The 13,177-nt window shown below is 62.4% G+C and carries 15 protein-coding genes and 1 tRNA gene; 10 read left to right on the top strand and 6 right to left on the bottom strand.

From position 1 onward, the window contains the following. Positions 1 to 11: 11 nt before the first annotated feature. The 3 genes from KBY58_RS11105 to nrdJ all read right to left on the bottom strand — a co-directional run bounded on the left by KBY58_RS11105 (position 12) and on the right by nrdJ (position 3,040). Positions 12 to 96: transfer RNA gene (locus tag KBY58_RS11105), tRNA-Ser, on the bottom strand. Positions 97 to 187: 91 nt separating this feature from the next. Next, positions 188 to 646 carry a hypothetical protein gene (locus tag KBY58_RS11100; protein WP_255004391.1) on the bottom strand — a complete coding sequence of 153 codons (459 nt, stop codon included), beginning with the start codon at positions 644 to 646 and terminating at the stop codon, positions 188 to 190. Positions 647 to 658: 12 nt separating this feature from the next. Next, complete coding sequence (gene nrdJ / locus KBY58_RS11095; RefSeq protein WP_255004390.1) at positions 659 to 3,040, bottom strand: ribonucleoside-triphosphate reductase, adenosylcobalamin-dependent; 2,382 nt, start codon at positions 3,038 to 3,040, stop codon at positions 659 to 661. A gap of 42 nt (positions 3,041 to 3,082) precedes the next feature. Between nrdJ and KBY58_RS11090 the strand changes: the two genes are divergently transcribed. From KBY58_RS11090 to KBY58_RS11060, 7 genes are all read left to right on the top strand, one after another. Continuing rightward, positions 3,083 to 3,847: a class I SAM-dependent methyltransferase gene (locus KBY58_RS11090; protein ID WP_255004389.1), complete on the top strand. Its 765-nt coding sequence runs from the start codon at positions 3,083 to 3,085 to the stop codon at positions 3,845 to 3,847. Continuing rightward, positions 3,825 to 5,459, top strand: coding sequence for a peptide chain release factor 3 (locus KBY58_RS11085; protein ID WP_255004388.1), 1,635 nt, complete (start codon positions 3,825 to 3,827; stop codon positions 5,457 to 5,459). Before KBY58_RS11090 ends, KBY58_RS11085 begins: the two co-directional genes overlap by 23 nt. Before the next feature lie 88 nt (positions 5,460 to 5,547). Continuing rightward, positions 5,548 to 5,787 carry a hypothetical protein gene (locus tag KBY58_RS11080; protein ID WP_255004387.1) on the top strand — a complete coding sequence of 80 codons (240 nt, stop codon included), beginning with the start codon at positions 5,548 to 5,550 and terminating at the stop codon, positions 5,785 to 5,787. Positions 5,788 to 5,809: 22 nt separating this feature from the next. Further along, on the top strand, positions 5,810 to 6,553 hold the full coding sequence (locus tag KBY58_RS11075; protein ID WP_255004386.1) for a CPP1-like family protein: 744 nt from the start codon (positions 5,810 to 5,812) through the stop codon (positions 6,551 to 6,553). A 142-nt stretch (positions 6,554 to 6,695) separates the two neighbouring features. Then, a complete protein-coding gene (locus KBY58_RS11070) occupies positions 6,696 to 7,808 on the top strand; it encodes a hypothetical protein (protein WP_255004384.1) in 1,113 nt (370 codons plus the stop codon). Positions 7,809 to 7,859: 51 nt separating this feature from the next. After that, on the top strand, positions 7,860 to 8,948 hold the full coding sequence (locus KBY58_RS11065) for a class I fructose-bisphosphate aldolase (protein WP_255004383.1): 1,089 nt from the start codon (positions 7,860 to 7,862) through the stop codon (positions 8,946 to 8,948). Positions 8,949 to 9,025: 77 nt separating this feature from the next. After that, entirely contained in the window at positions 9,026 to 9,160 is a 135-nt protein-coding gene (locus KBY58_RS11060; protein ID WP_254934061.1) for a hypothetical protein, read from the top strand. A 45-nt stretch (positions 9,161 to 9,205) separates the two neighbouring features. Here KBY58_RS11060 and hslO read toward each other — a convergent pair whose 3' ends face one another. Together hslO and KBY58_RS11050 are read right to left on the bottom strand one after the other, a co-directional pair. Next, positions 9,206 to 10,126 (bottom strand): Hsp33 family molecular chaperone HslO, encoded by a 921-nt coding sequence (gene hslO, locus KBY58_RS11055; RefSeq protein ID WP_255004382.1) that lies wholly within the window; start codon positions 10,124 to 10,126, stop codon positions 9,206 to 9,208. Positions 10,127 to 10,128: 2 nt separating this feature from the next. Next, entirely contained in the window at positions 10,129 to 10,776 is a 648-nt protein-coding gene (locus tag KBY58_RS11050; protein ID WP_255004381.1) for an ABC transporter ATP-binding protein, read from the bottom strand. A gap of 53 nt (positions 10,777 to 10,829) precedes the next feature. Between KBY58_RS11050 and KBY58_RS11045 the strand changes: the two genes are divergently transcribed. Together KBY58_RS11045 and KBY58_RS11040 are read left to right on the top strand one after the other, a co-directional pair. Further along, the gene (locus tag KBY58_RS11045; RefSeq protein WP_255004380.1) at positions 10,830 to 11,273 is read left to right on the top strand and encodes a DUF3531 family protein; all 444 of its coding nucleotides are present in this window, start codon (positions 10,830 to 10,832) and stop codon (positions 11,271 to 11,273) included. After that, positions 11,273 to 12,043 carry a 16S rRNA (uracil(1498)-N(3))-methyltransferase gene (locus KBY58_RS11040; RefSeq protein WP_255004379.1) on the top strand — a complete coding sequence of 257 codons (771 nt, stop codon included), beginning with the start codon at positions 11,273 to 11,275 and terminating at the stop codon, positions 12,041 to 12,043. The genes KBY58_RS11045 and KBY58_RS11040 overlap by 1 nt, the downstream gene beginning before the upstream one ends. Here the strand turns inward: KBY58_RS11040 and KBY58_RS11035 are convergent. Further along, positions 12,040 to 12,471 carry a hypothetical protein gene (locus KBY58_RS11035; protein ID WP_255004378.1) on the bottom strand — a complete coding sequence of 144 codons (432 nt, stop codon included), beginning with the start codon at positions 12,469 to 12,471 and terminating at the stop codon, positions 12,040 to 12,042. The genes KBY58_RS11040 and KBY58_RS11035 overlap by 4 nt on opposite strands. A gap of 87 nt (positions 12,472 to 12,558) precedes the next feature. Between KBY58_RS11035 and KBY58_RS11030 the strand changes: the two genes are divergently transcribed. Next, a partial coding sequence (locus tag KBY58_RS11030; RefSeq protein ID WP_255004377.1) for a DUF92 domain-containing protein occupies positions 12,559 to 13,177 on the top strand: 619 nt, incomplete at its 3' end.

Raw genomic sequence — 13,177 nt, 5'->3', positions numbered from 1 at the left:
TGTAAAAAAAACGGAGAGGGCGGGATTCGAACCCGCGGGAGCTTTCACTCCGCTGGTTTTCAAGACCAGAGCCATCAACCACTCGACCACCTCTCCAGGGGGTCGTTACCGAGCAAATCGGCAACTAAACCATTTTCCCATGCGGTGATCCGCCCACGTGGTTCTCCTTCCATGCGGTGCTCCGCGATCAAGGGCTGGCTGGTGGCACTGGGGGGCAGCCCTGTTGGCGCAGTTTTTGGGCTTTGGCCTGGAGGCCCAATTCCAGCTGCCGTTCGCGGCGGGTGTGGTCCGCAAGCCAGAGCCGATAGCGCTCGGCATTTAATTGCTGCCAATCGAGCAAGGCCGTTTGATAACGCTGTTCATCGAGATCCCGATCCTCCTGGGTGTAGCGCTCAGCCAGGGCCGGATCGATGGCAGTCGGTTTGTTAGGCGGGATGAAGGCCTCGGCCTTGATGCTCGCCAATGCCTTTTGCTGCAGGGCCAGGCCCTTGGTTTGGCTAGTTAGCTCTTCAGGGCTAAGGCGGCAGTTGCCCTGGCCTGGGCTGCCGCCATTGCCCTGGTTATTCCAGGGCCACCAGCTTTGGCAACCACCTACCAATAGGGCCAAAGCAACAGCGCCCAGGCCAGTTTTCAGCGAAGCTGGCATCGCCACTAATGCCTAGTTGCCGCTGGGTTTAGCCAGGGGCAGCAGGCACTTATCGGAGTCGCAGCCGGCCGGACCCGCTTCCACCAGTTCACCGCGGTCGTAGCGCTGCAGGGCTTCAAAAAAGTCTGGGCAGCTACGGCGCCCAGCCACCTCGGCATTGAGGCTGAGGTAGGTGGCGTGATCGATCGGCTCGAAGGGCAGCCGCGGGAAGGTGGCATTGGCATCAAAGCGGGCCAGCAGGGCCGCCGAGATGTAGCCCTCACCCTTGTCGATGGCCTGGTGGATGGCCTCTGCCAGGGGTTCGATTTCGTTTTCGCGGAACTCAACGGTGGCTGAGGTGTTGTGGGCCGTGTAGTGCTTTTGCACCTGCATGTAGAAATCGAACTGGGCCATGGCGGAGAAGTTGTTGATCTCCACCGCATCGGCGCCAGGGATGTTGGCCCAGCTCACTTCGGTGGGGATCTCCACCAGCCACTCGGTGCAGCGGGGATCAAATGGATCGTTGAGCAGACGCCCCTGTTCGTCCTTGTCGGATTGGGAGGGCACGATCGAGTAGCCGTAATCGAGGCAGGCCAGGGCCACCGGATCGTTCTTGCGGAAGGTGATGCGGCGAATAAAGCGCTGGGCCTTGGGGGGGTGCCAGCCGGGGGAAGCACCGGTGAGCAGGCTCTTGGTGCCGGCTGGTTGCACCGTGGTGCAGCGGTTCGGGCGGCGCAGGCCCTGGCGGTCGCAGTATTCCCAGACCGCTTCGTTGACGATCTGCTTCCAGCGGCCCAGGTAGGCAGCTTCCTGCTGCTTAAAGGAAATGCCCTCTTCGGTTTCGGGGCGGCCGGCCTCCCACCACTTCAACCAGGGGGTGCCAAAGGCATGCACGAAGAAGTCGAACAGGCCCGTGAAGCTCACGCCCACGATCGGATCCCAGGCACGGCTCTGGCGGTAGCGCTCCACATCGAAGCGGTGGTTGAGCAGGCAGGCCACGGCCAGGCCCGCGGCCTTGAAGGCATCGGCCTGGGCCTGGTGGTCGGCGGGATCGATCTGGTTGAGATGGATCTCGGCGAGGTTGCAGTGGAAATCGGCGCCGAGGATTTCACCGCAGGGGTTGAGGCCATAGCGGCCCAGGCGGTGCTCCAGTTCGGCGGGGCTGATTTCAGGGTGGTGGGTGGTCAACCAACGGCCGGCCTGTTCCCGGCCCTGGTCGCAGTAGATGTCGATGAACTCGGTGCGCAGCTCGGGGGTGCTGAGTAGGTCGGCATTGGAGCGGGCGATGGCCTCGGGTGCGAATTGGATTGCCCCTTCACCGCTCTGGAACTGCTTGACCACGGCCTCATGCACCACCTCTTTTGAGGGGCGGGTGTGGAACACCCGGGTGTGGTTGGCCATGCGCAGGGCATCGCGCTCGGGATCGATGCGCCAATTGCCCTCGCTGTCCTGCTGCCAAAGGTTTTCCTTGGCGCCGGCGGCGCTGTTGTCTTCGGCGCTGAACTGGCGCATGCCGGCGCTGCGGCGAATGTTGCCCGCCACGATCGTGACTGCGGCCTCATCAATCAACAGACAGCACTCCACGGAGGTGAGCTGGCGGCCAATGGCCCTGTTGAGCAGCTGGGCCACCCGGCCGTAGAGATCCTTCAGCTTGACGGGGTTGGCCATGCCGCCAAAGCCCTTGAGGGTTTCGCCCACGGGCCGCACATCGGAGAGGTCGACGCTGATGTGCACCTCACCGCCCTGGCCATTTTCGCCAAAGCGCTCATCACTGCAGAGCTCAAGCAGTAGCTGGTAGCTGTCGACCCAGCCGCGGCGGGTGTCACCGACCTTGACCGTCACCAGGTTGACGCCGCCGTTGGTGGTGATGTTGGTGCTGGTGTGCTCCTGGCGCTGGCCAGGGGGGGTGGCGCCGATGTCGGTGACTGCATCGATCACGAGCCGGTTGCGCACCGCCGGCAGGCGACTGATCAGCTGGGGCTCAATGATTGCGCCGGTGCCGCAACCCATCATCGCCAGGTCCATCATCAGACCGAAGGCTTCCCAGTCCACCAGGTTGGTGGAGGTGCAGTTGTAGGCGCCGGAGAAGTTGTAGTGGCGCTCAATCCAATCGGTGCCCCCAATCCAGAGCCAGCGGCCCGAGGGCAGGGCCTTTTGCTGCTGCTGCATCCGCCGCAGCAGGGTCACTTCCGCTTCGTTGAGGTTGCCGAGCACCCGCAGGCCCTCGAGGTTGCGCTCGGCCACCTGGTGCCAGCTCTCCCTGCCGCTGGGGGTTTTGCGGCTGTAGGTGCGGTAAAAAACCGGGTTGGCAGCTGGCGCTGTGGCTGGGAAATCTCCGCCCACCGGGGTGCCCGCCGGAGCCGCGTAGGCGGCTTCTGCTGCTAGGGCCGCTGCGGGGGTGGTGGAGATGGTCATAGGGGGTATGGCGGATCAGTGTGCCGAACCATAACGCCACTGATGGGGTGTGCAACCATTCGTTGCCACTATCCACAGCGCAACCCCAGCGCGGCCTCGGTGCAGCGGACCTGCGAGCCTGAATTGATGGACGACTGCCAGCAGGCCCTGGCCTACGGCGCCGCCGATTTCGCCAGCAGCGACCAGGCCTTTGTGGATCGGCTGGCCGATTTTTTTCCCGGGGGCCTGGGTGATCGGCTGGTGGACCTGGGCTGCGGGCCCGGAAATATCAGTTTTCGCCTGGCGGAACGCTTTGGCTCGGCTTCGGTGCTGGCGGTGGATGGTGCCGGGGCGATGCTCGAGCTGGGCCGGCAGGCGCTGGCGGCCCTACCGGCGGAGCGGGCGGGCCGGATTTGGTTTGTACAGGCCGTTTTGCCCGATCCAGCCCTGCCTGGGGGCTTCAGCGGCCTACTTAGCAACAGCCTTTTGCACCATCTGCACGACCCCCAGGTGCTCTGGCGGTCCCTGGGCCAGCTGGGGTGTCCTGGCGCGGCGGTCTACATCAAGGATTTGCGCCGGCCGGCCAGCCCCGAAGCGGCCCTGGCCCTCCAGGAGCTGCACCTGGGCCAGCTGGATGGTCCTGGGGCGGCGCTTTTGCGTCGCGACTACCTGGCCTCCCTGCATGCGGCCTTCAGCGTCGAGGAGGTGCGGACCCAGTTGCGGGAGGCGGGCCTGGTGGGTTTGCAGGTGGCTGAGTTGGGGGATCGCTACCTGGAGGTGTGGGGGCGCCTGGCAGGCTGGTCCGATGACCAGCCTGTCCAGCCCTGAATCAGCCGAGCTGGCCGCAGCGGTAGCCCGGCGGCGCAACTTTGCGATCATTTCCCACCCCGACGCGGGTAAGACCACCCTTACGGAAAAGCTGCTGCTTTACGGGGGGGCGATTCAGCAGGCTGGCGCCGTTAAGGCCAAGGGCGAACAGCGCAAGGTGACCTCCGACTGGATGGAGATCGAGAAGCAGCGGGGCATCTCGATTACCTCCACGGTGCTGCAGTTCGACTACGCCGGCACCACGATCAACCTGCTCGACACCCCAGGCCACCAGGACTTTTCGGAGGACACCTACCGCACCCTGGCCGCCGCCGACAACGCGGTGATGCTCGAGGACGCGGCCAAGGGCCTGGAGCCCCAGACCCGCAAGTTGTTTGAGGTCTGCCGCATGCGCCAGATCCCGATCTTCACCTTCATCAACAAGATGGACCGGCCCGGGCGCGAACCCCTGGAGCTGCTCGATGAGATTGAGCAGGAGCTGGGCCTGGCCTGCTGGCCGGTGAATTGGCCGATCGGCAGCGGTGACCGCTTCCGCGGCGTGATTGATCGGCGCAGCAAGGAGGTGGTGCTGTTTGAGCGGGCCGAGCGGGGCAAGCAGAGCGAAGAGAGGCGCCTGGATGCCAGGGATCCGGAACTGGCCCAACTGGTGGAACCGGAACTGCTGGCTACGGCCCTTGAGGAACTGGAGTTGCTAGATGGAGCCGGTGCCGACCTCGACCTGGAGCTGGTGCATGGGGGCGAGCTAAGCCCGGTTTTCTTTGGTTCGGCCATGACCAACTTCGGCGTGAGGCCGTTTTTGGATGCCTTTTTGGAATTGGCCCAACGGCCCTGCAGCAGGCCATCGGCCAGCGGCGATGTGGACCCACTCAGCCCAGATTTCAGTGGCTTTGTCTTCAAATTGCAGGCCAACATGGACCCCCGCCACCGCGACCGGGTCGCCTTTGTGCGGGTGTGCAGCGGCAAGTTTGAAAAGGACATGAGCGTGCGCCATGCCCGCAGCGGTAAGACCATTCGCCTATCGAGGCCCCAGAAGCTGTTTGGCCAGGATCGGGAGGTGGTGGAAGACGCCTATCCGGGCGATGTGATCGGCCTAAATAATCCGGGCATGTTTGCCATTGGCGACACCCTCTATGTGGGGCCCAAGGTGGAATACGAGGGGATCCCCTGCTTCAGTCCGGAGATTTTTTCGTGGTTGCGCAATCCCAACCCTTCGGCCTTTAAAAGCTTCCGCAAAGGGGTGAATGAGCTGCGCGAGGAGGGGGCGGTGCAGGTGCTCTATGACACCGACCAAAGCAAGCGCGACCCGATCCTGGCGGCGGTGGGCCAATTGCAGTTGGAGGTGGTCCAGTACCGGCTGGAAAACGAATATGGAGTGGAAACCCGCCTCGAACCCCTGGGTTTCAGCGTGGCCCGCTGGGTAACCGGCGGTTGGCCGGCCCTGGAGCAGGTCGGTCGCATTTTCAATTGCAAGACCGTGCGCGATGCCTGGGATCGGCCGGTGCTGCTGTTTAAGAACGACTGGAACCTCAACCAGCTGGCCGAGGACCATCCTGAGTTCAACTTGAGCGCAGTGGCCCCGGTGGTCAGTGGCGTCGAGCCGATCGCCCTCTAGCCCATCGCCCTCTAGCCCATCGCCCTGTAGGCCTAATCGCGGTGTTGCTCTCGCCGCGCCAGACTGGCTTTAATAAACCATCACAGCGATGCCGAAGCCTGTCTGGCTGGTGCGTCCCCGCCCTGACGGGGGCTGCGATTACGTCAATTTCCAGTCCAAGCTGGAGGGTGCAAACCCAGACACTATCGAAATGCGTGAGGGCAGCCACCTGCCCCCCCAAATGCCCCTGCTCAAGCGTCGCCACTGCCTGCCAGCCGCCGAGGCTGAGTTGCGCCGCCGGGCGCTCCAGCAGGATGCCGGCTTCCAAAGCAGCGAGCCGCTCTTCTAAGCCACCTCTAGGCTCTTAGCTAATGAATCAACGCTCCGATTTGGGCCCCTACGAGCGGCTGGGCATAGCGGCAGATGCCAGCTTTGATGTGGTGCAGGAGGCCAAGCAGGCCCGCCTGGCCGAGGTGGGCGACGACACCATGGCCCGTTCCCGAATAGAGGCGGCCTACGACAGCGTGCTGATGGATCGGCTCAAGGAGCGCCAACAGGGCAAGGTGAGCAGTGCGGCCAAGACCGCTTCCCAGCGGGAGCAGGCAACCGTGACCGCCAAAGGGCCTGCCCTGAAGGTGCCTGGTTTAAAGGGGGGTGGCCTGAAGGTTCCCGCTTTTAAGGTGCCTGCGTTTAAGGGTTCGATGCCAGGTTTGCCAGCGATGCCTGGTATGCCTTCGCTGCCAAGCCTGGCCCTGCCCACCGAGCCCCTGGAGCGCTGGCTGCCGGTGGCTGTTTTTGCCGTGCTCTTCTCCCTAATCCTTTTTGTGCCTGGGGCCCCGGCCGAATTGCTGTTGGCCCTGGCCACGGGTACCACGGTGGTAAGCCTGCAGCGCCGCAATCGGCGTTTCTTGCCCGCCGTGCTCTGGGGATTTGGCCTTTTGGCCGTGGGCTTGCTGCTGGGGGGCCTGCTCAATGCCCTGGTGGTTGCGGCCCTACCGGATCCACTAATTGCCAATACGGCCTCGCCCCAGGGCCTGGCAATTGGACCTTTGCAGCTGCAGAGTTTGCCGGCTTTGGTGATGCTCCTTCTTGGCGCATTGTTGATAGTCATTTGAATTGCGCCTAGGTTGGGGCCAATGTTGCTTTGGCCCTTTGGCGTTACGTTCACGGCTTTGGTTCAAGGTAAGTGCGCAAATTCGAAGGTTTCTGATATTTGTTTTTAGCTTGAGCCTATGTGCGGGCCTAGGCGTTTCGGCCATGGCTGCCAATTCGGCAGTTGATGCGAAAAAGCCAGCCACAGCCTTGCCCACTACTAAACAGTCTGAAAAGTCTAAATCCGCTAAAAAGATCAATTCCCTAATTAATTGTTTCCCCATTGCTGCGATTGGTGTGGATCCGCTCGCCCCACCAATAGCAGCACCTGGGCAACCCCTCAAGGTGGATGTGGATTTACACGTTGATCAAATTCCTAAAATTGAGCCAAATGAAAATTATTTCATTTTGGATGCTTTTTTGGATGCCAATTGGTGTGACCCCAGGCTTGCTAAGGAGCTCCTCCCTGGCGAGGCAGAGCGAGTTTATGCCAACGATGAGGCCCATGATTTTCTGAAAACCCACTGGGACCCCCAAATCACCTTCATCAATGAGCTGGGTGCGACCGAGGGGGATGATTTTAATTTGGCCATCTTCAGCAATGGTCGAGCTGAGCTGACCCGCAGATTGCAGGTGAAGCTTGCCTCAAATTTCGACCTGCACCGCTTCCCCTTTGATAAGCAAAAGCTGGTTGCCAAGATCTCCTCATTTGCCTGGGATAGCGATATTTTGCGCTTTGTTGATGATGGTGAAAATCTTAGCGTAAGTAAGGATTTTGATATCACTGAATGGGATATTACGCGTTTTGAAAGTCGGGTGTTCGACTACGACGACCCTGACCATGGAAACGACATTTTCTCCATGCTCAGGCTGGAGGTCGATGTAAGCAGAAAAAGTGATTTCTATCTGTATAAAATATTTATCCCTTTGGCCGTCCTTAGTTTTACCAGTATCTTCTTTCTGGCTATTCCGATTGACGCCATTGGCGATCGAATTGCCTTTGTCAGTAGCTTGCTATTCACCACCCTTGCCTACCAGCTGATCATTGCCACTTCAATACCTCGGGTTCCCTATTTCACAATTGGCGATCAATACACTCTGTTTCTGTTCTTCTTCATGATGGCCGAGCTATTCATTGGCTATTTCATATCCCTGGTGAATCGCTTTGGCGGTGAAAGCAAGCTGCTTGTGAACCGTGTTGAGATGGGGTTTGAGATTGGCCTGCCCCTTGTTTTTGTTCTGGCAAATGTTTTCTTCTATGTTCATGCCGTTGGCTGAGCGGAACGCGCCTAGGTTGATATTTCAATTTGATTCGGCCTGGATTAACCCATGACCCTCGACTTTTTTCGAGAGGAGCTGGCCGAGACGGCCGCTGCCCTTGCTGCTCCAGGCACCGGACTGCTGGCTGCCGATGAATCGACCGGCACCATTGGCAAACGCTTTGAGGCGATTGGCGTTGATAACAGCGAAGAAAATCGCCGCGCTTTCCGGACCCTTTTGGCCACCACACCGGGTCTGGCGGAACACATTTCTGGGGTGATCCTCTACGAGGAAACCCTCTTCCAAGACTCGACGGTGACCGCAGGAGCTGGCCCTAGCCCCCTGGTGGATCTGTTCCGGGACCAGGGAATCCGCGTTGGCATCAAGGTTGATCTGGGGGTTGAGGCCTTGGCCGGAGCCCTGCCCGGTGAAACCTGGTGCACCGGTCTCAAGGGCCTGGCGGAACGGGCCGAGCGTTATTACGCCCGTGGTGCCCGATTTGCCAAATGGCGCGCTGTTTTACGGATTAGTTCCGACGGTTGTCCATCGGAACTGTCGGTGCGTGAAAACGCCTGGGGTCTGGCCCGCTACGCCCGCACCTGCCAGGAGCAGGGTTTGGTGCCAATTGTGGAGCCGGAAATCCTGATGGATGGCGACCACGACATCGCCACTACGGCGGCGGTGCAGGAGTGGGTGCTGCGCACCGTCTATGGGGCCCTGGCGGTCAATGGGGTGTTCCTGGAGGGCAGCCTGCTCAAGCCCTCGATGACCACGGCCGGTGCCGATTGCCCGGAGCGTTCTTCGGCTGGGCAGGTGGGTGAATTCACCCTGCGGACACTGGCTCGCACGGTGCCAGCGGCGGTGCCGGCAATTCTTTTCCTTTCCGGTGGCCTGGCGGAGGAGGACGCCAGCATTTGTCTGAATGAGATCAATCGGGCCGCCCATCAGGCGGGTGCCCCCTGGCACCTGGGCTTCTCCTTCGGCCGGGCGTTGCAGCACTCCTGTTTGCAGGGCTGGGCAGGAAGCGATCTGGTGGCCGGTCAGCAGGCGCTGCTGGCCAGAGCTAGGGCCAATGGTGAGGCCAGCCTTGGCACCTACCAGCCCGGTTCCCAGCCCTCCAGTGACGCCAGCCTGTTCGTGGCTAACTACAGCTACTGACTAGGGCCCCTGCAGCCCTCAGCTGGGCCCGTTGCAGGTCAAAATGGAGCGAAACGTGGAGTGGGTCTGTGAAGGAGGTGAGTGGAATGCAGGTGTTGTTGCGCTTTGCCGGTGGTGCAGCTGCGGTTTCAGGGGGTGTGGCACTGCTGGTTTGGGTGACCTGGGTGATGTTGGATTTAAAAAACCTCCAGTCCGGTTTCACCCTGCCCTGATGGGGATTTAGTTAGGTCAAATCGGCTGTTAAGCCAAATCGGTAGTTAATCCGCATCTGTGGTTAGCCCATCAATTATCTCCTGCAGCTCCTCTGGCCCAACTAGATAATGCTCGTTGCAGAAGTGGCAGATGATCTCCGCCTGGCCGTCTTCGGCGAGCATGGCGCTGAGCTCGCTGCGGCCCAACAGCATTAGGGCCGCGACGCTGCGGTCGCGGCTGCACGGACACTCAAAGCGCACCTGCTGGCGGGTGGCGGCGGTTTCCAGGGGCTGGGGATCCAGGTCGGGAAAGATGTCTTCCAGCAATGCCTGCAGATTGTCTGCGTTGTTGGCAAGCCTTTGGCTGAAGCCACTTACCTCCTGGCAACGGGCCTCCAGCAGGGCCACCAGGGCCGGTTCACGGGCGGCCTTTGGCAGCACCTGCACCAGCACCCCGCCGCTGCAGCGCAACCCCTGGCTGTCGATTTGCTCCCCGACAAACACCGCAGATGGGGTCTGTTCGGAATGGAGCAGGTAGGAGGCGAGGTCTTCGCCGATGCCGCCACTGACCAGCTCCACCGTTGAGCTGAAGGGCTCCCCTTCCCCCAGATCCCGCACCACATGCAGATAGCCGGTGCCGGTGGCGGTTTTGAAGTCGAACTGGGCCAGCCCCCCCGGGCCATCGACCAAATCAAGCTCCAGGGCTGGGGTGCCCACGTAGCCGCGCACCGTGCCGTTGCGGCCGGCATCCACCATCAAGCCCCGCAGGGGGCCGTCGGATTGGATCCGCAGATTCACCCTGCCGTGGGCCACCTTCATGGAGCTGGCCAGCAGCAGGCCGGCGGTCATCGCCCTCCCCAACAGGGCCGTAGCCAAAAATGAAAGGCCATGGCGTTCCCGGGCCTGCCGGCTGGCTTCAGTGGTGGTAACTGCCACCAATCGGATCCCGCCCCCGGCGGCGGTGGCCCGCAACAGCTGGTCGCTCAACGCTATTTATCCCTGACCAGGGCATCGTAAGGATTGAGCTGGCCCGTCTCCAGGCGCCAGCAGGCATCAATGCGGCCCCTAAATAAATCCGGCTCGTGGCTGACCACCAACACGGCCCGCTCCTTGGCTAGGGCCTGCAGCATGGCCAGGATTTCGCCCCGCACTTCCCAGTCGAGGCCTGCTGTCGGTTCATCCAGCAGCAGCACCTTGGGGTTACGCAGCAGTTGCACCGCCAGGGCCAGCCGCCGCTGTTGGCCGCCGCTGAGCTGTTCGGGGGGCTGCTGCAGCGACAACCCCGCCAGCCCCACCAACTCCAGCACCGCATTGGCGTCATCGGCGCTGAGCCGGCGGTGGCCCACCTTCAGCTCCTGGCCCACGCTCAACCCCAGGAAGTGGCGCTCTGGGAATTGAAAAACCAGGCCGCAAAGCCAGCGCCGTTGGCGGCCGTTAAGCACCTGCCCCTGCCAGCAGACCTCACCCTGATCGGCCTTAGCCAGGCCGCAGATCACCTCCAGCATGGTGGTTTTGCCACAGCCACTGGCACCCGCCACCAGGCCCAGCTGGCCCTCCTTCAGGGCCAGGTTGAGCCCCTGAAGCACCGGGGTGCTGCGGGTGGCTGGTTGGTAGGTGATGCCACGCAGCTCAAGCATTCACCCAGCATGCCTGGTTTGATAGGGCGATCCCCACTGCAGACCGATCGACCATGGAGGTGCGCTTCCGCGATTTCGATCCCTTCAATTGCTGGTTTTGGTTGCGCTTTGCCAACCCACCCGGGGGCGGTGAGCGGGGCTATGTGGAGACCGCTTTCGACAGCTGGTTTTTCCTGGGTAAGTGCGGCGCCTTCAATGCCGAAGCCCTGCAGGTCCATGAGGAGGGGGCCGACCTCAGCTGGATGGCTTACGACCAGGAAGACGCCGAGGCGGCCATGCCGGCCCTGATGCACAACATGGGTCCGATGGAATATCAGGACGCCTGGGCCCGCTGCTGGGTAGACCTGGGCACCAGCGACGGCTTTGGCCTCGACGTGTTGATCAACGCCCTCCGCCAGCTGAACCGCGACATGGTGGAGATCGAGGAGCTGTTGGTGGGCGGCCTCAACGAAGACTGGCCGATTGAGGAGCAGCCCGAATCCGTATTTGATAGCTAGTGGCCAAGGAACGGCGGCGGCTGCTGGTTCCTCCGGCCCGGCTGGGGGCCCTGGCTGGCAGCTCCCTAGCCCTTAATCAGCTGCCCCTGCTGGAGAGCGAGCTCCACTATCTGCGCCGGGTTCTGCGCCTGCGCCAGGGGGATGGCTTTGCCCTGGTGGATGGGGCTGGCCGCCTCTGGCATGCCGCCCTTACGGCCGAGGGCCTGGCCCAGCTCGAGCAGCCCCTCGATGCACCCCTGCAGCAGCTGGATGCCCCCAGCTGGCGACTGGAGTTGGTGGTGGCCTGGCCCAAACGGGATGGGGAGCTGCTGCTACGGATGGCCTGCGAATTGGGGATTGATTGCATCACCCCGGTGATTGCCGAGCGCAGCACGGCGCCGGAGCTGCGTAGCCACGAACGCCACCAGACAATCCTGCGGGAAGCGGCCGAGCAATGTGAGCGGCTTTGGCTGCCGCAGCTGGGCTGCCAGCAGCGGGCAGTGGAGCTTTTTGCCGCCCCCAGGCCCGGCTTGAGGCTGCTGCCCACCACCAGAACCGAGGGCTTGCCCTTGTTGGCCGCCGCCCTTGGCCACCTGGCTAATCAGGATTGCCAAATGGGCCAGGAGATCACCGTGGCGGTGGGGCCGGAGGGGGGCTGGAGCCCCCTGGAGCAGGAATGCGCCATCAGCCATGGCTGGCAGCCCGTCAGCCTGGGGCCAACGATTTTGCGCACATCTACAGCCGCCGTGGCAGCGGCGGCCCAGCTATCTGCCTGGAGAGCCGCTCTCTAGGGCTTGAACAGGCCTTTGCCCATGTCCCGGAAGCCATTGAGATTGGCCCCTGCTTTGCGCCGCCGGGTGGGCACGGCATTGGCTGGATTGAGGCAATCCGGGGCAAAGGTGATGTTGCTGGGGGGAGGTAGGGCCTCCTGGCTAGCGCGCAACTCGGCGGCAATGGCCTCGGCAGTTGTTTGGCTGGAGCTGGAGCTGGCCGCAGGGCTGGAGCTGGGAGTAGGGCTTGCGCTTGGCGCAGGGCTGCCGCCTGTCACTGGGCTGACGCTGGCCCCCAAGGTGATTACGGCCGCAGCTGCCTTAGCAGCAGCTCCATCGATCGCTGCCTCTTCCTTTATGGCGACCTCTTCTTTGATGGCGACCTTGGCCGGTTGGGCCCCTTCGCTGCCCAGGTCCAGGAAGAAGGTTTCCTTACTGTTAAACACCATCAGGGCAGCAGCGTCATGGGGCGATTATCTGCTGCCCAAGGCCCCTTTCTCCATCGGGCTTAGACCTGTGCAACACAACTGCCCTGAATGGCCCTATCCCATCCGCTCCTGATCGCCCTGCTGGTCAATGGCGGCCTGATTGCCTGGGCCCAGCGCCTGCCGCTCCTCACCCGCTCCGGCTGGGTGCATGCCGGCATCCTCGGGACCCTGCTTTGGACGGGCCTGGGTCCCCGTGGTTGGTTGGCGGTGGTGGTTTACCTGGCCCTTGGTTCAGCCGTAACCAAGCTGGGTTTTCGCACCAAGGCCGCCCTGGGCCTAGCCGAGGCCAGGGGCGGTAGGCGCGGTCCGGAGAACGTCTGGGGATCTGCTGCCACCGGGGCGATTCTGGCCATTGCATATCCCCTGCTGCCTGCCCCGGCGCGCCCCCTGCTTTTGCTGGGATTTGCGGCCAGTTTTGCGGCCAAATTGGCCGACACCTTTGGCAGTGAAATTGGAAAACGCTGGGGTCGCCACACCATCTTGATCACCACCTGGAGGCCTGTTGCCCCCGGCACCGAGGGGGCAATCAGCCTGGAGGGCACGGCCGCCAGCCTGGTGGGATCGGCCCTGATGGCCCTGGTTATGGCCGCCCTGGCTCTGGTGCCCGGCGGCAGGGCCTGGGCGCTCGTTACGGCTGTGGGTCTGCTGGCAACCCTGATCGAAAGCT

The sequence above is a fragment of the Cyanobium sp. HWJ4-Hawea genome, from assembly GCF_024345815.1.
GTDB lineage: Bacteria > Cyanobacteriota > Cyanobacteriia > PCC-6307 > Cyanobiaceae > Cyanobium_A.
Note: the sequence above shows the minus strand (reverse complement) of the source record. Positions and strands in the feature narration are given on the sequence as shown.

Coding starts and splice junctions, on each gene's coding strand:
- KBY58_RS11100 (WP_255004391.1), bottom strand. CDS start 646: ATGCCAGCTTCGCTGAAAACTGGCCTGGGCGCTGTTGCTTTGGCCCTA.
- nrdJ (WP_255004390.1), bottom strand. CDS start 3,040: ATGACCATCTCCACCACCCCCGCAGCGGCCCTAGCAGCAGAAGCCGCC.
- KBY58_RS11090 (WP_255004389.1), top strand. CDS start 3,083: ATGGGGTGTGCAACCATTCGTTGCCACTATCCACAGCGCAACCCCAGC.
- KBY58_RS11085 (WP_255004388.1), top strand. CDS start 3,825: ATGACCAGCCTGTCCAGCCCTGAATCAGCCGAGCTGGCCGCAGCGGTA.
- KBY58_RS11080 (WP_255004387.1), top strand. CDS start 5,548: ATGCCGAAGCCTGTCTGGCTGGTGCGTCCCCGCCCTGACGGGGGCTGC.
- KBY58_RS11075 (WP_255004386.1), top strand. CDS start 5,810: ATGAATCAACGCTCCGATTTGGGCCCCTACGAGCGGCTGGGCATAGCG.
- KBY58_RS11070 (WP_255004384.1), top strand. CDS start 6,696: ATGGCTGCCAATTCGGCAGTTGATGCGAAAAAGCCAGCCACAGCCTTG.
- KBY58_RS11065 (WP_255004383.1), top strand. CDS start 7,860: ATGACCCTCGACTTTTTTCGAGAGGAGCTGGCCGAGACGGCCGCTGCC.
- KBY58_RS11050 (WP_255004381.1), bottom strand. CDS start 10,776: ATGCTTGAGCTGCGTGGCATCACCTACCAACCAGCCACCCGCAGCACC.
- KBY58_RS11045 (WP_255004380.1), top strand. CDS start 10,830: ATGGAGGTGCGCTTCCGCGATTTCGATCCCTTCAATTGCTGGTTTTGG.
- KBY58_RS11035 (WP_255004378.1), bottom strand. CDS start 12,471: ATGGTGTTTAACAGTAAGGAAACCTTCTTCCTGGACCTGGGCAGCGAA.